This is a genomic window from Sporomusa aerivorans, from assembly GCF_041428895.1.
Classification (GTDB): domain Bacteria; phylum Bacillota; class Negativicutes; order Sporomusales; family Sporomusaceae; genus Sporomusa; species Sporomusa aerivorans.
The window spans coordinates 2487042-2504072 of the sequence record NZ_CP156926.1 but is presented as its reverse complement, the minus strand read 5'-3'; the positions used below and the strand labels follow the sequence as shown (position 1 = coordinate 2504072).

Genomic DNA, 17031 nt, shown 5'->3' with positions numbered 1-17031 from the left:
GCCCGTAGGGGTATAGCTCCCACTTGTAAAAACGGGAGTCTTAGAGAGGGTCAGTCGTCGGATAAATTTCAATTACTACATCGGGACAGGCTCTGGCGCATAAAGCACAGCCAACACATGCCGTCTCATCGGCGCAAGCTGCCGGATTATAACCTTTAGCGTTAAAATCCGCTGATAATACCATAATGTTCTTGGGGCAGGCATCTACACACAACCCGCACCCCTTACACCTTTCCTCTCGGATAACCGGTTTTGGCATAACTTAAACCTCCTCATATTTTTATAACTTGTATGACTGGTATGACAAGTAACTTGTCAAAATACACAGCCATTACTAACTTGATTACAGTCAACTCGTATGACTGGTATGACAGGTAGAATTCAGTTCAACCTCAAGGAGCAGCATTTCCCGGGGAATAGATGTATTGATTTTCGAGCGGAATACCTCCCACACCCACCTTCAATATTTCTCATCACTGTTGAAAATTTTCTCGCTTGCAAGATTTCCAAACCATTCTGTTACATCTTCCAGATGCGCCTGCATCAAACTGGCAGCCCCTTCTGAATCATGGCTTTTCAGTGCGTTGAGCAAATCTTCATGCGCTGCAAATACTTTCTGCGGAGTGCCTGGCCGTTCGTAAAACAAGGGAACAAAGCCCGCAAACAAATTGATCAGCGGCCACATCATGATAATCAGCACTGGATTGCCGGTGGCTTCCGCCAAACGTCTGTGAAAGTTTGTATCGGCCTCAAGATACTTTTCAGGAAAATCTAAATATTTAATCATTTCCCGGCAGTCTTGTTCCAGCTTAGCAATTTGCTCCTGAGTAATATTAATACTGGCAATTCTTGCAACTTCCGGCTCAATAACAGACCTTGCCTGCATCAGATTTGCTAAGGTTATTGATCCATCCTTTATCAATCGCTGCACCGGCTCAATGACAGTCCCAATCCCGGGCTTTCTCACATATGCGCCTTTGCCCTGAATCATCGTAATCAGACCTTGCGATTCTACCACTCGTAGCGCTTCCCTTAAAACCGACCGGCTAACACCAAGCTGCTCCCCAAGCTCACGCTCTGATGGCAGTTTGTCGCCCGCACTCAGGCTGCCGCAATCAATAAATTCCCGTAAACGCGCTACAGTAGCATCAAATATATTACCGCGTACGATTCCTTCTGTAGCGTGGAGCAAGTGATTTGTACTCATTAAATCTTCCTTTCACAGTCAGCCTGTATTACCGGCATGATAATTCGACCTGCAATTCCGACTATTATCACCATCAGTGTAGTATACGGAAAGTTGGCTGTCAATTAGTTTCCAGTACTACACCAGCAGGGGCTGTGGAAGGAATATAGCATCTGATATCCTATTGACAATTTTAACTTGCCATTTAAAAAGTGTTAGCCAATAGTTGAATGGGGTGTTCCACTGTCATTGGCAGTTTCCTGCGTTCAATACCATGGCTGATCTGCATCCGGCAGGCAGGACACCCGGCTGCAATGATGGCAGCATTTACACTTTCAGCATTATTGAGCTTATGGTCCAGAATGCGTTGCGACAGTTCATAGTGCTTCATGCCGAAACTGCCAGCGCCGCCGCAGCACCGGTCCGCTTCGGGCATCTCCTTAAATACAATACCGGGAATGGCTTTAAGAATTTCACGCGGTTGCGTTCTGACTCCCTGGCCTCTGCTTAAATGGCAGGAGTCGTGATAGGTCACAATAGCCTCAATAGGTTTGTTGCCTGCCTTAATGCCAACGTCAACCAGGAATTCTGAGATATCACGGACTTTACTGCTGAAATCAGCGGTTTCCGGCAGTAGTTCTCCATATTCTTTGAGAGCGCCGCCGCAGGTCGCACAGTCAACAATAACTGCTTCCGCACCTGTTTCCATAAGCGCGTTGACATTATGGGCTGCCAATGTTTTTGCCATTTCGATATCGCCGTAAGCCAGGTGAGGCGTACCGCAACACTGGACTGCCGGCGGAATGATCACTTCACAGCCATGACGTTCAAGCACATCAATAACCGCTTTCCCCAAGTCCGGATTAACCATGTTGGTCATACAGCTGAGAAAGTAGGCAACGCGAATTTTACCGCCTTTTTTTCGTGGCAATTGAGACAGAATGTTACGGAAAGTCCGGGGAGCAAATTGGGGCATAAGCCCTTCCTGTTTAGCCATATCGGCGGAAACTGTACCGAGTACGCCACTGGCTCTCACCAGCTTCTGCAGTCCGGAACTCTGATAAAAGTAGGCCATTTGCGCCGCGAAGCTCTGCATTCCGTTACTGGGAAGAAAATTATGCAATGCCGCCTTGACAGGGAAGGGAAGCCCAGCTTGCTCGGCAATGTGGGCTCTTGCCGCTAAAACCAGCTTATCCGTCTGCACCATTGGCGGGCAGTTAGCTACGCAAGCTTTGCAGTTAAGGCACAAATCCATGATTTCTTTGAGACGGGACGACACAGTAACCTGGCCGTCAATTAATTCTTTTACCAGTCGGACCTTGCCGCGGGCCACCGCCGGTTCCGCACCCAGCTCGGCATAAATTGGGCAAACCATCTGACACAGTCCACAGCGGATGCATTTGAACGATTCCTCTTGAAAATCTCGGATAGACAGTGTCATATTTATTCACCTCGTACAAATATCTTACCCGGATTTAAGATATTATTAGGATCAACCGCCTTTTTAATCGTACGCATGAGAGCAATACCCTCGTCGCCAAACTCCCATTGCATATATTTCTGTTTCACTATACCGATTCCATGTTCCCCGCTTAAAGTACCTCCCATGTCCAACGCCGCCCTGAACATTTCATCAATTGCCAAATCAACTCGTTTCATTTCCTCTTCATTACGTTCATCGGTCAGAATGATGGGATGCATATTTCCGTCGCCGGTATGACCCAAGATAGGAATCTTAAGCTGGTATTTGGCGGCGATATGCTGGATGGCACGAACGATATCCGGTACTTTGCTGCGAGGCACGGTGGCATCTTCGGTAATAACCGTAGGCGCACTCTTAGCCATAACGCCAAAAGCTGAGCGCCGACCTTCCCAGAGCTTTGCCGCCTGGTCTGCATCCTGAGCTATCTTTACCTCGCGGGCGCCGCATACTTTGCAGGTTTCGGCAACTTTTGCAATTTGCCTGCCCACTTCATCAGCGCTGCCATCCACTTCTATCAGAATGACGCCGTCCGCATCCAGGGGCAGCCCAACAGGTTTGAACCCCTCAATCAATTTCATGGCATTATTGTCCATTAATTCAAGCGAGGTGGGAATAATGCGGTTTTTTATTACCTCGGATACCGCTTTAGCCGCGCAATCCAGACTGTCGAATACAGCTAATAAAGTCCGTTTGGCCTCCGGTAAAGGAAGTAGTCTGAAGGTAATTTCCGTAATAATACCGAGAGTCCCTTCGGAACCGGTAAACAGACGCATCAAATCATAGCCGCTGACATTTTTAATGGTCTTGCCGCCGCAGCGGACTATGCTGCCTGTTGGGGTCACCACTTCCAGACCCTGGACATAATCCCGGGTAATGCCATATTTTACACCCCGGGGACCGCCCGCATTCTCGGCGACATTGCCCCCAAGGGTAGACATAAACATACTGGAAGGATCCGGCGGATAAAAGAGTCCTGCTTTCTCGACGGCCTTATGCAGTGCTGCTGTTATGACGCCCGGTTCGACGGTGGCCGTCAGGTTGTCGGTATCGATCTCCAAGATCCTGTTCATACGGTGCAGTGCAAGAACAATTCCACCCTCAATCGGAACTGAGCCTGCGGAAAGATTTGTGCCGCCGCCGCGGGGAACAATGGGTATTTTGTATTCGTTGGCCAGGCTTACAATTGCTGCGATTTCCTTAGCGTTGGCGGGCGCGACCACTGCATCAGGCAAGTGCGATATCCAGGTTGAATCATAGGAATAGCAGATTAAGTCCTCTTTTTCGGTAAAAACATTGTTTTTGCCAACAATACTGTACAGTTTCTTAATGATTTGCTCGTTTAGCATTTCCTCTCCTCCACATCTTTGGTTTTGTCAACCTCTATGTTTATAAAGAGCAAGAGTCAGCAAACAGGCTGTACATTATTTATATTCCTTTGCTTTCTCCTCACCCCTCAACACCCGCAGCGCCCCTTCTGTCAATGCGATCATTTCGTTCTCGCCGGGAACTACTTTTACACCGGCAAGAAAGCTCACCCGCTCTGTAATCAGTTTAACCAGCAGCGGGTCATACGCCAGACCGCCTGTCAGCACAATAGCATCGACTTTTCCGTGTAAAACGGCCGACCCGGCTGCAATCTCTTTGGCAATCTGGTAAGCCATGGCTTCATAAACCAGTTTGGCTTTTGCATCCCCGGCCTCGATCATTTTGCCGACTTCCCGGCCGTCGTTTGTCCCTAAGTAGGCTACTAAGCCGCCTTTACCCACAACCAGTTTCTGGACTTCACTCTTCGAATACTTTCCGGAGAAGCATAGATCAATCATATGACCTGTTGACAGTCCGCCTGTCCGTTCCGGCGAAAAGGGGCCTTCCCCGTAAAGACCTTCATTAACATCGACCACTTTGCCACCGGTATGTACGCCTATTGTAACGCCACCGCCCATATGGGCGATGATTAAATTCGCCTCCCGGTAGGGCTTGCCAAATTCTTTAGCAATGCTGCGTGCAACGGCCTTCTGGTTTAACGCATGAAAGATGCTTACTCTGTCATAACCCGGCAGGCCGGATACTTTGGCGATATCGGCCAGTTCGTCAACTACAACAGGATCAACGATGAAGGACGGAATGGTAAGACTATCAGCTATTTCCACAGCAATAATTCCGCCTAAATTGGACGCGTGCTCACCGCGCCGGGCCTGACGCAAATCATGGATCATGGCTTCGTTAACGGCATAGGTACCGCCTTCTATCGGCTTTAAGAGACCGCCCCGCCCAACTACAGCATCCAGCGTGGCAATATCTATGTTGTTTTCCGCCATCATCTTGAGAATCCCGTTTTTCCGGAATTCATACTGATCAACCACAGCGTCAAACGGAGCAAGTTCTTCGTTCGAATATCTCACTACCTTTTCAAACAGCAGCTGCTCATTATCATAGACGGCAACTTTTGTGGATGTTGATCCAGGGTTTATCGCCAATACTCTGAAGTTATCTTTCATATTAGTCTTTCTCCTCATCATTTACTGGCCATTAACACGCCGATAGCAATGGAGTTGAGCTTTGTCAGATCTGAGTCCGCCCGTGATGTTAAAACAATGGGGGCTTTAGCGCCTACAACAATCCCGGCGATTTTTCCTCTGGCAAAAAAGACGATTGATTTGTATAACACATTGCCTGCTTCGATAAACGGCATTAATAAAACATCCGCATTACCCGCCACAGGATTTGTTATCCCCTTATGCTTTGCAGCCTCAGTCGATACGGCATTATCAAGCGCAAACGGCCCTGCCACCACACATCCCGTTAGCTCGCCAGCCTGGTTCATTTTTGCCAATTTCTCGGCGTCCAGGGTCGCCTGCATTTTTGCATTGACTTTTTCTACCGCGCAGATACACGCTACTTTGGGATTATCATTGCCCAGAGCATTGGCAACCTGCACCGCATTTTCAATAATCTGCTTTTTGGTAGCTAAATCCGGTTCAATATTCATGGCCGCATCGGTAATATAGAATAATCTGTCATACCCTGCCACATCGGCTACGGCAACGTGCGACAATACATTTTCCGTCCTAAGTCCGAAATCTTTGTCCAGTACTGCTTTCAGGATTACGGCAGTGTCTACCAGCCCCTTCATAACAAGCTGGGCTTTACCTTCCGCAACAAGCTGAACCGCCGTTCTACATGCCTCAACAGTATCTTTTTGGTCTACTATTTTAAACTTATCGATATCAATACTAGATTCATGCGCTATGCGGCGGATTTCTTCTTCATCGCCTACCAGGATGGCATCAGCCAGCACCAATTTCTTGGCGTTATCAACGGCTATGAGTACGTCATAATCCTGCGCCACCGCCACCGCAATTGTTTTAGGCCCTCTTGACTGAGCAGTCTTTACAATTTCTTCGAACTTTTTAATCATCGCGTTACCTCCCGTCTAGTGCTACGATTAGTAGTCTCAATCTTAACCCTGAGCCAGCCGTTTATAAGTTTGGTATTTCTCAGCAGCGGCCTTTTCCGCCATGGCAAATAATACTTCAGCTTCTTCCGGGAAGCTTCTCAAGAGTGAAGAATATCTTACTTCGCCCAGCAAGAATTCTCTAAAACTGGCCGTTGGTTCTTTTGAATCCAGTATAAACGGATTTTTTCCTTCCGCCTTAAGCAGCGGATTATATCTGTATAGGTGCCAATAGCCGGCCGCCACAGCATTCTTTGCTTCCATTTGGGCAAATCCCATTCCTTTTGTCAGTCCATGGCTAATGCAGGGAGCGTAGGCAATGACCAGTGACGGTCCTTTGTAACTCTCGGCTTCTTTTAATGCTTTAATCAATTGAGCCTGACTGGCTCCCATAGCGACTTGGGCTACATATACATAGCCATAAGTCATAGCCAGCATTCCCAAATCTTTCTTTTGAATTTTCTTCCCTGACGCGGCAAATTGGGCAACAGCACCTATAGGGGTGGCCTTTGAGGACTGTCCGCCGGTATTGGAATATACCTCTGTATCAACAAGCAGAATGTTGACGTCCTCGCCTGAGGCCAGTACATGATCCAGTCCGCCGTAGCCAATATCATAAGCCCAGCCATCGCCGCCGTACATCCACATTGACTTTTTAACGAGATGTTCCCTGTTGTTCAGCACAAATTCCTTTATGGCCTGCTCCTCGCCGGTGAGATTGGCCAATGCTAAAGCTGAAAGCAAGGTCTTGCTTACAGCCTTGGCAGCATTGCCGTCATCCATATCCGCCAGCCAGTCGTGAGCAGCCTCTTTAAGACCTTCATTCCGGGTAAGGTCCACTAATTGTTCCAGCTTGAGGGCCAGTCTTTGTCGCTGCTGCTTCACTGCCAGGCACATACCCAGGCTGAACTCGGCGTTATTTTCAAATAAGGAATTTGACCAGGCAGGGCCGAATCCGTCTTTGTTAACAGTGTAGGGAAAACAAGGCGCCGCCGCCCCCCAGGCCTGGGTACAGCCCGTGGCATTGGCTACATACATCCGGTCACCATAAAGCTGGGTCAAAAGTTTCATATACGGAGTTTCACCGCAGCCGGCACACGCACCGGAAAACTCTAAGAGCGGCTGCTCAAACTGACTTCCCTTTACAGTAAACTTATCCAGGGGATTGTCTTTAGGGGAAAGCTTCAGGGAATAGTCCCAGTTGGCTGCTTCCTCAGTCTGGCTTTCCAAGGGTTCCATGACAAGCGCCTTTTCTTTGGCAGGACAAACTTGAACACAGCTTCCGCAGCCATAGCAATCCAGTACATCTACCTGCAGCCTGTAGTTATACTCTTCTAGACCAGGTCCCTTTGCTTCTTTGGTTTCGTACCCCTGAGGAGCTGATGTCAGTTCTTCCTTGGTGCTCAGAAACGGTCTTATTGCCGCATGCGGGCACACGTACGAGCATTGATTGCATTGGAGACAGTTATCGGCAATCCACGCGGGAACGTCAGCAGCAATGCCTCTTTTATCAAATGCCGATGTCCCCAGCGGGAATGTGCCATCTTCCATCCCCACAAATCGACTGACTGGAATATCATCACCTTTTTGGTCGTTCATAGGTATCATTAAGTTTTTAACAAAGTCAGGCAAAGCTTCGTCTACTGCGGCAGCCTCATTCTGAGCGTTCTGCCAGGATAACGGGACTTCTACCTTCTGTATTCCGGTAATCCCCTGATCTACGGCCGCATAGTTCATGGCGATGACTTTTTCACCTTTTTTGCCATAGGTTTTGAAAATAGCCTCTTTCATGTATTCGACAGCCTGCGGAACCGGAATGACATTGGCTAATTTAAAGAACGCCGCTTGGAGAATGGTGTTGGAGCGATTGCCAAGCCCGAGTTCCTTGGCAATTTTAGTTGCATCCATGATGTAAAAATTAACCTGTTTTTCAGCTAACGCCCGTTTTACATTTGCCGGCAGGTTGTCAGCCAGTTCTTTTTCTGTCCAGCTGCAATTCAATAAAAAGGTGCCATTCTTTTTTATGTCGGAGACAATATCGTATTTACTGATATAAGAAGGATTGTGGCAGGCTACAAAATCGGCCACTTTCACATAATAGGTTGAACGGATGGGCTTTTTTCCGAAACGCAAATGTGATTTCGTAATACCGCCGGATTTTTTTGTGTCGTACTCAAAATAAGCTTGAACATACTTATCGGTGTGGTCGCCAATGATTTTAATGGAGTTTTTGTTGGCGCCAACAGTGCCGTCAGAACCAAGCCCCCAGAATTTACAACTGATGGTGCCCTCGTCGGCCAGGTCCAGTTCTTCCCCTACCGGCAGGGATAAATGAGTAACGTCATCTGTGATACCCACCGTAAAGAACTTTTTCGGAGCAGCAGCCATCATATTGGTGAAAACTGCCACCATTTGGGCCGGAGTAACATCTTTTGAGGAAAGCCCATACCGCCCGGAAAGAATTTGGGGCCGTATTTCCTGATCAATAAAAGCGGCACTAACATCCAGATATAATGGTTCACCCAAGGCGCCCGGTTCTTTAGTGCGATCCAGGACAGTAACCCGTTTCACGGTAGCCGGCATTTCTCTGAAGAAGTGTTCCACGGAAAAGGGTCTATACAGATGTACCTGCAGATAGCCGGTTTTCTTGCCTTGTCTGTTTAAAGCGTCTACCGTCTCCTGGATTGCCCCGCTTACAGAACCCATGGCAACAATTACATACTCGGCGTCTTCCGCACCGTAATAGTTGAACAGTTTATAATTTCTGCCGGTAAGCTTGTTGATTTCGTTCATATATTCTTCTACCAGGTAGGGCAGCCTGTTATAAAATGGATTGGCCGATTCTCTCGCCTGAAAGAACACATCCGGATTCTGCACCGAACTTCTCATTACCGGCCTTTCCGGATTTAAAGAACTTTTGCGAAATTCGTCCAAGGCCTCTTCATCCAATAAGTCGCCAAGATCTTTGTAATCCAAGCATTCTACCTTCTGAATTTCATGTGAAGTCCTAAAGCCGTCAAAGAAGTGCAGGAAGGGGATTCTCCCTTTGATGGCGGCAAGATGCGCCACACCGGTCAGATCCATAACCTCCTGCACACTGCCTGTTGACAGCATGGCAAAACCAGTCTGCCGGCAGGCCATAACGTCCGAATGGTCACCGAAGATGGAAAACGCATGAGTTCCCACCGTACGCGCGCTTACATGAAGCACGCCCGGTTTTAATTGCCCGGACAGCCGGTACATGGTCGGTATCATTAAGAGTAACCCTTGTGAAGCTGTATAAGAAGTTGTCAAAGTACCTGCTTCCAAGGCGCCGTGCATTGCCCCGATAGCGCCTGTGACTTTGGCGATTTGACGGCTGCTCGAATGAAGTTTCATTGCATGAGACAAAATTTGTTTTTCCACCTCTTCGATTACCCTTGGGATGGGGCTAAACCGATTAACCATGATCATATCAGCCGGTGCATCACTTGCCGTCTTGCATCTGTTAAGATCGCTATCGGCAGAGAAAGACGATAATTCCAGTTGCTCGCCATTACTTAAGACAACCATTCGCTCAATCATGTGCTTGAGCTGACGCACATTTCCCGGCCAGAGATAGCTCTCCAAGGCTTTCTGAACTTCGATGTCCAGCCGGTTATTCTGCCCGTATCGCCGGTTGCATTCATTTAAAAAGTACATGCAAAGCGGCCGGATATCCTCAGGACGCTCCCTGAGCGGAGGAATATGAAAGTGAACGACATTTAGGCGATAATACAGATCTTCTCTGAATTTGTTTTCGTGCACCATATTCCCCAAATCTTTATTAGTTGCAGCTACGATTCTCACATTGACGGGGGTTGGAGAATTGGCTCCTACCCTGGTAATTTCACCTGCATCCAGCGCCCGCAGTAATTTTACCTGCATGCTAAACGGCAAATCACCGATTTCATCCAAAAAGATGGTTCCCCCGTCTGCGGTTTCAAACAGGCCTTTCTTGCCATGTTTTAGCGCTCCGGTAAATGCCCCGCCGACATAGCCAAAAAACTCTGATTCCAATAAATTATCCGGAATAGCTCCACAGTTGACGGCAACAAAAGGGGCCTCCCCCCGCGAACTGTTTTCGTGAATATACCTTGCCAAGACCTCCTTGCCGACACCAGATTCCCCGGTTATCAAAACAGTAATATCGACGGAACTTACTTTTAATGCAGCATGAAATATTTCATTTATTTTACTGCTTACGGCAACAAGTCCTGTTGCTTTGCGATTGTTCAAACTCTTATAGTATAGTTCTTCAATTTCCTGCGCTCGTTCAAGCTGTTCCCTTAGTTGCACCATCTCGGACATATCCCGGCAATTGCCAATCACCAGCCGTACTCGCCCATTCTCATCCAAAATCGGTTTGGCGGTAACCATGACCACTTTCCCCGGGATCAGGTTATTATGAGTTCTGGTCACCGGCTTTTTGGTGTCAAGCGCGTCGATGCAGGCTGTCTTTTTATAGGGGCTGTTCTGGGAAAACTGACGAAAATTTTTAAATTCGATGTCTCTCTTGTCAAGGCCTGTTATCCGGAAGTAAGAGTCATTTACCAGCACCACGTCGGCATTGCCGTCAAGAACAAGTATGCCGTCGTAAGATTGCTCAAATACAGCGGAGATTTCTTCAAAGGTAAGATTGATATTGGATGAATGTGGTGGAAATGAAACAGTCATATCTTAAGCTCACTCCATTCTTCCAGCATACAAATAAGCGACCGCTAACTGTTTTTTAATACGCAGAGAAGTTACTGTCGTAGAATATTTACACTTCAGCAGGAGAAACTCCTCTTTTCTACTCATAATCAAAAATGAAAGGGCTTGCGCTGTTCGCAAACCCTTTCTATTCTCTGGCGGCGCACCTGATACGAAGTGATGCGCGCCCAGCAGGTCGTAGCATGCCCCAGCGCTCTACTCCACCAAAACAGAGGAATACCAATCCGGCTTTTCATCGGTTGTTTTTAGCGTTCGAAGCGGCAGGGTGAATTTAATAGCAATTCTTGCCAAGACTTTGTATAGTAGCGCCGCACAAAAATTATAGTTAGCCAACAATATAATCGTAACGGTAAGTCGGGTTAGGACGTCCTGGCTTTAAGCACTTTAGGGCTGTGAAATCTGAAGTTATGTTGCTCCCGCCCGCTTGGGAAATCTCCTCTAGTACTATGGTTTTAAGCGTATCCGGTTCCATCTGGGCGCGAGCGTTCAGCGTCATTCTTGCTTCGTTGCTCTCCCCGGCGGATCCACGAATAGTCAGGAAGCTCCTGGCGCCTGTGATATTGCCGATCACAAATCCTTCGCCTGTTTTAATAAGCAATTTCACATGACCGATCGCAGTGTTCAGTTCTTCGAAGCGACGTTTCAGGGCATTCAGTAAATTTTCGGTGTAAATATCCCAGTTCGATGACTTGCTCTGCAGAATAACTGTTGTATTAAGCCAGCCGAGAACGGCTTCCCCTTCGGCGTAAGTATCATAATCGACCTCTGCTAAATGGGTTCCCGCCTCATTGGACTGCAGAACCTCATTCAGCCAGGCTTCTAAACTTTCCCCGGTTTTAGTACTGATAGCATAAACTTTAGCCCACGGCCACTGTTCAGCAGTACGTTTTTGCAAAGCTGCAACTGCTTCCGGAGTTAACAAGTCTGTTTTATTGATGACAATTAAGTCGGCCTCTTCCAGCTGTTTCCGAAGAATATAAACTGCGCTCATATGAAGCCCTGACATTCTTCCGTCTAAAATATCTGCCAGTTGCTCAGGATCAACAAGCACGGAAAGCGGCGCAAGGTTTAATTTTTCAGCGAACTTATGCTTCAATGGCTGCAATATGGTTGCGGAAAGATCGGTGCAACTGCCAACAGGTTCAGCAAAAATGACATCGACAGCCTTCTTGCCGGTAATATGAGCAATAGCATCGGTAAACCCTGGGAAATTGCAGCAAAAGCAGCTTCCGCTGACTTCTGCGACAGATGTGTTGGTATGTTCAAGCAATACGGTGTCTACCAGTTCAGACGCCTGATCATTGGTAATCAATCCGACTCGTTTACCCGCTTGACTAAGCTTCCGGGCAGCCTCCCACAGAAGCGTTGTTTTGCCAGCCCCAAGAAATCCTCCGACTAAAATGATCTTGGTTTTCATAAAAATTCATCTTCCCTTCATTTATTTTTGATTCAGCGACAATGGCATTCCTTATTTTTCATCAGCGGTTCCAACACACCTGTGAACAACAGCCCTGCCGCCAGAGCGCCAATCACCGGACCGAGAATATATACAAAGAAGAAGCCGCCGGACTGGTCAGGAAAAGCGGCTGCCCCCCAGCCAAAGATCCACGCTACCAGGCGGGGACCGAAATCGCGGGCCGGATTCAATCCAGCCTGAGTCAGCGGTGCGATCAGACAAATTATTGAACTAACGGATAAGCCAATAAATACCGGGGCCAGGTTGTCATCCGGTCTTCCCGGATTGCAGCCTTCTGTTAGAGAAAATATCATGAGTACCAGCAAAAAAGTTCCTATCGCTTCAACACCTATTGCTAAAGGCATAGATACAACCGTCGCACTTCCTGGGAGCTGATAATACTCGCCGAATATTTTTGCTACCTTCATGGAATCCGGTGTACCGCGAACAATATTCTGCGCCGTCTCAAATGCAGCAATAGATGGGGCAAATAAGATATACAGGGTTAGCCCCGCACAAAAAGCCCCGAGAAACTGGGCGATAAAATAGGTCGCTACTTTTTGGGGAGCCATTCTTCTACTCACCACCATGGCTAGAGTAACTGCAGGGTTAAGGTGTGCACAAGATAAATGCCGTGTGGCATAAACGGCCAAGCTAACCCCGACGCCCCAAATTAATGCAATTTGAAACAAGCCGCTATGGGAATTAAATAGGACAGATACCGCAACAGACCCGCACCCAAAGAGAACCAATAAAAAAGTCCCGAGAAATTCACCGATAAAATCACGCTTGCACTCCACAGCCAACATCTCCTTGTTTGTTTTTTTGTTGACAATCAGATACTTTGACAAATAAACAGTACACTTTTAGCAGCATCCAATTGAGCCGTCAAAATGGTATGTCGGAGCGGTCACAACCACATCGCACCGGTTCAATTTACGAAAGTAGTCGGCTGTTTTTTGGCACACAGGCTGGGGAATATCCCTTGTTATAATGTAGCCTTCTTCATCTCTCAATCTTTCTTTTCCAAAGTAGATAAGGGATTCACCGGCAAAAACACGGGCTCCACCGGCGGAAACGGGTTTCTTATAAGCAACAAGGTCGATTGATTCCAAAAGAATATTTTCTGACAAGTTATACCGTTCTTTATCCAGAGCCCGGAATGGCCGACGCGCCCTTATTTCGATTGTGCCAAAACCTGCACCGGTGATTTTATTTAGATACTCTTGGTAAGTCATTGCCCCCGCAAGACACATCGCACGTAATCGTTCATCCTTCCGTAACTGTTCAGGTATTGGTTTAGTTGTAACAGGATCTGATATATAGAATCTGCCTCCCGGCTTCAATACGCGGTTCATTTCAGCAAGCGCCTGCATTAGGTCGTCTTGTTCGAAGATATTAAAGAGACAATTTTGGGCGGTGACATCAACACTTTCATCTTTTACAGGCAGGTTCAGTGCATCACCTTGTAATAACTGAATAAAATCTGGCTGAAACCAATCATTCATTGTTGCTGCAAGATTAAAATTATCTCTGGCTGTTTCCAGCATTTCGTGAACCCGATCTACAGCGATAACCGCCTGGGGCCGCCGGGTAAAATAGGCGAACTGAAGCGCCTCCAGGCCACCGCCCACACCTATGTAAAGAATAGTTTCACCGGGACTCAGATCACCAAAATGAACTGTTGTCCCGCAGCCATAATTCATCTTTCGCATAGTGTCCGGAATAGCAAATCCCGGCAAGCAGCGCTCCTTGCTTGTAACACAACAAAGACCAGGCTGTGGTGTTACAGCAGCTTCTTTATAGAATTTATGTGCAGCCTCCAAATACCCCATGTTGCGGCCTCCTTCAACGTATTTTTTTGATATATGACTTATACAACTAGTAGACTAACGCAATTATTATGCCATAACAATGCAAAACTGCTTTTTTATACGATGCTTAATTGGAAATAGCATTAATAACCGCCAATACACTATGTAATACGCAATACCCAATATAGGCGTATCTACATACGGCTGTAAATTTTATGCATATTAAGTTAACAAAGTGTCCCAACAATGTAACACACTTGTTACATTGTTGGGACACTTACATAACATTTATATAATTAAATTAAAAAATAGAAGTTGTTTTCTCTCTTCTAATTCCAATATATCATTGAGAACTATCGGGCTTTATCCAAAAACTTCCTTTCCTGTACTTCTTGCGTATCTCTACTGCCTGTGCTTTGCGCTGCAAAAACTGCTCCTTAATACCGGTTAGAACGCAGCCGTGTGCGGTTATTCCTTCTAATGTAAATCGGCGATGCGCCTGTGGCATTCTGGATAAAGTAAATTCACCAGTGTCATTCGTCCATTCTCCCTCTGACGCACACATGACACATCGCCACTTTCCCTTCCGAGAAACTTGCAGCATACTACTTCCACATTCGGGGCAATACACTAATTCCGGGTCAGTAAAATCAACAGGCGTATTATCGACAAGTGATTGCGCCAGGGCATCCATTTTACCCATTATCTCTGGATTCAGTACATCGCCGGGAAGAGCCGCCTGAACAACAAGAACTCCGGTCACGTTCAATCCGAAAAACCGGGCGAAGTGCATGGTTGCTTCTCTGGCATAGCCTTCCCAGTCTTTAACACCGTGAGATATTACGATTACACATTGCTTCCCGGTGAAGTATTCATCGCCTTTACTTAGAATGGATATCATCCTGTCATTTATCAGCTTGATGGTTGTATGCTGCCCTAGAGAATAAACTGGTGCTGCTATAATTACCTTATCTGCAGCTTTTATGTGATCTAACAGGAAGGTTAGATCATCGCCGATAACACACTGCTTGTCTTTTGGCAAACAGGCATAACAAGCTGTACATGAATCGATCCGCAAATCGCTAAGACGAATGATTTCCTTTTTCCATTCCTGAGGAAGCATATTCATCATTTCCTGGACAATTATATCTGAATTTCCGGCTCGCCGGGGTGAAGCGACTAATCCTAAAACTTTCATTACCGTATCTCCTGTCACTATATTTTTTTAAACTCGCCCCCATATTGGGACAACATAACTATTGTATCAAAAATTACAATCGTTATCATTTATTTAATGCAGTTCAATACCTCGCTCGCAGTGCCCGACAATTGTGCAGAAAACACGATCATGTATTTAAACTCCCGCTTGTTAGACAAGTTTTTTATTGTAAAATAAAAGACGCCCAATTCCTGCGGAATCAGACGCCTTTTACGTATATATTATTGTAAGTTAGCGAAAGCTTTTTGAATGACTTACACAATCATACTGTCATCCAACTTTTTTTACCCATTCTGCAAATGCCAGCATAAACTTGTGCAAAAACTCTCTGGTTTCCGCGTTACCTAATGCACCGTCGGCATCAAACAGATTTGCAGCATTGCCGATATACGCTTCGGGCTGCTGCATAGTAAGGACATTCAGAAATACTAGAGACTGCCGCAAGTGATGGTTTGCGCCAAAGGCGCTTAACCCGCCGGGCGATACACTTACTATTGCCCCGGCTTTGCCATTCCAGATACTTTGGCCATAAGGTCTTGAACCTACATCAAGAGCATTTTTTAAAACGGCTGGAACAGAACGGTTGTACTCCGGCGTTACAAACAGAACACCAGTATACTCCTTCATTGTTTCGCGAAAAGCTGCCCATTCCTTAGGTGGAGTACCCTCGTCATCAAAATCCTGATTGTACATTGTCAGTTGCCCGATAGCAACCTCCTTCAGTTCCAATCCTGCCGGCGCCAGGGACATCAAGGCTTTAGCAAGTTTTCTGCTAAAAGAATCTTTTCTGAGACTCCCTACAATAACGGCGATTTTTGCATTTGCCATACGTTATACACTCCTTTATCCTCAATAAATATTTTATAAATCTTACTTATTCAAATAAATAACTGGTCATTGATAACCCCCCCAAAGTACAGGACTCATTGTAAACTGAGATCCTGTCTGTGGTTTCCGAGGCGCCCAATACATAAAGCAACGGATAAAAGTGATCGGGGTGGTAAAACGCCAGGTCGGCTGACTTACCGGCAGATTTATAATTAATTACGTCCTGATATTCTCCGGCAAGTATTTTTCCCTTGATATAGCCATCGAATTCAACTGCCCAGGAGTACCCGCCGTCCATTTTCCAGTCCACTTTAGACAGATTATGCACAACATTGCCGCTGGCGAAGATTAATACGCCCTTTTCTCTCAGACTCCGTAAGTTCCGGCCAATCTGAAAATGGACTTCCGCACTTGCTTTGCCGTCTACGCTTAGCTGATAAACGGGAATATCAGCCTCTGGGTACATTTTACAAAGTACTGACCAGGTACCATGGTCAATTCCCCAGCTATTATCAATCAAAACTTTACCCGGGATTAAATCTTTCGTAATCTTAGCCAGTTCCGGTGCACCCGGAACATTGTACGCAACTTTATACAGTTCATCAGGGAAGCCATACATATCATATACAGTTCTTGGTTTTTCCGCGTCATTAATCTTACTGCCGTCTGTATACCAATGGGCGGATACTGACAAAATTGCTGATGGCCTCGGTATCTTGCCGGCTATTTCCTGCCAGCCTTTTGTGTATTTATTGTCTTCAATCGCATTTAGCGGGGACCCATGCCCGACAAACAGCACGGGAGCCTTTGTTGCTTTTATCATAATCTATATCTCCTCTCCAGAAATCGCTTTTTTT

The 17031-nt window shown here is 46.6% G+C and carries 13 protein-coding genes and 1 pseudogene; all 14 read right to left on the bottom strand.

From position 1 onward, the window contains the following. Positions 1–40: 40 nt before the first annotated feature. The 14 genes and pseudogenes from SATMO3_RS11690 to ygiD all read right to left on the bottom strand — a co-directional run bounded on the left by SATMO3_RS11690 (position 41) and on the right by ygiD (position 16997). Positions 41–259: a 4Fe-4S binding protein gene (locus SATMO3_RS11690; protein WP_371380962.1), complete on the bottom strand. Its 219-nt coding sequence runs from the start codon at positions 257–259 to the stop codon at positions 41–43. Positions 260–460: 201 nt separating this feature from the next. Continuing rightward, positions 461–1207: a FadR/GntR family transcriptional regulator gene (locus tag SATMO3_RS11685; protein ID WP_371380961.1), complete on the bottom strand. Its 747-nt coding sequence runs from the start codon at positions 1205–1207 to the stop codon at positions 461–463. 184 nt (positions 1208–1391) lie between these two features. Further along, entirely contained in the window at positions 1392–2627 is a 1236-nt protein-coding gene (locus SATMO3_RS11680; protein ID WP_371380960.1) for a (Fe-S)-binding protein, read from the bottom strand. 2 nt (positions 2628–2629) lie between these two features. Continuing rightward, the gene (locus SATMO3_RS11675; RefSeq protein ID WP_371380959.1) at positions 2630–4015 is read right to left on the bottom strand and encodes an FAD-binding oxidoreductase; all 1386 of its coding nucleotides are present in this window, start codon (positions 4013–4015) and stop codon (positions 2630–2632) included. 75 nt (positions 4016–4090) lie between these two features. Further along, positions 4091–5167: a butyrate kinase gene (gene buk / locus SATMO3_RS11670; RefSeq protein ID WP_371380958.1), complete on the bottom strand. Its 1077-nt coding sequence runs from the start codon at positions 5165–5167 to the stop codon at positions 4091–4093. 17 nt (positions 5168–5184) lie between these two features. Next, on the bottom strand, positions 5185–6087 hold the full coding sequence (locus SATMO3_RS11665) for a phosphate butyryltransferase (protein WP_371380957.1): 903 nt from the start codon (positions 6085–6087) through the stop codon (positions 5185–5187). Between the two features lie 42 nt (positions 6088–6129). After that, on the bottom strand, positions 6130–9648 hold the full coding sequence (gene nifJ / locus SATMO3_RS11660; RefSeq protein ID WP_371381705.1) for a pyruvate:ferredoxin (flavodoxin) oxidoreductase: 3519 nt from the start codon (positions 9646–9648) through the stop codon (positions 6130–6132). Positions 9649–9849: 201 nt separating this feature from the next. Continuing rightward, positions 9850–10818, bottom strand: a pseudogene (locus SATMO3_RS11655) (sigma-54 interaction domain-containing protein); the annotation flags it as partial. Positions 10819–11182: 364 nt separating this feature from the next. Then, positions 11183–12274 carry a GTP-binding protein gene (locus SATMO3_RS11650; protein WP_371380956.1) on the bottom strand — a complete coding sequence of 364 codons (1092 nt, stop codon included), beginning with the start codon at positions 12272–12274 and terminating at the stop codon, positions 11183–11185. A 32-nt stretch (positions 12275–12306) separates the two neighbouring features. Further along, positions 12307–13113, bottom strand: coding sequence for an MIP/aquaporin family protein (locus tag SATMO3_RS11645; RefSeq protein ID WP_371380955.1), 807 nt, complete (start codon positions 13111–13113; stop codon positions 12307–12309). Between the two features lie 66 nt (positions 13114–13179). Next, positions 13180–14148: an arsenosugar biosynthesis arsenite methyltransferase ArsM gene (arsM, locus tag SATMO3_RS11640; RefSeq protein WP_371380954.1), complete on the bottom strand. Its 969-nt coding sequence runs from the start codon at positions 14146–14148 to the stop codon at positions 13180–13182. A gap of 322 nt (positions 14149–14470) precedes the next feature. Next, positions 14471–15325, bottom strand: coding sequence for a flavodoxin family protein (locus SATMO3_RS11635; RefSeq protein WP_371380953.1), 855 nt, complete (start codon positions 15323–15325; stop codon positions 14471–14473). Positions 15326–15616: 291 nt separating this feature from the next. Continuing rightward, a complete protein-coding gene (locus SATMO3_RS11630; RefSeq protein WP_371380952.1) occupies positions 15617–16174 on the bottom strand; it encodes an NADPH-dependent FMN reductase in 558 nt (185 codons plus the stop codon). A 46-nt stretch (positions 16175–16220) separates the two neighbouring features. Then, positions 16221–16997, bottom strand: a complete 777-nt coding sequence (ygiD, locus tag SATMO3_RS11625) for a 4,5-DOPA dioxygenase extradiol (protein ID WP_371380951.1) — start codon at positions 16995–16997, stop codon at positions 16221–16223. Between the last annotated feature and the right edge of the window lie 34 nt (positions 16998–17031).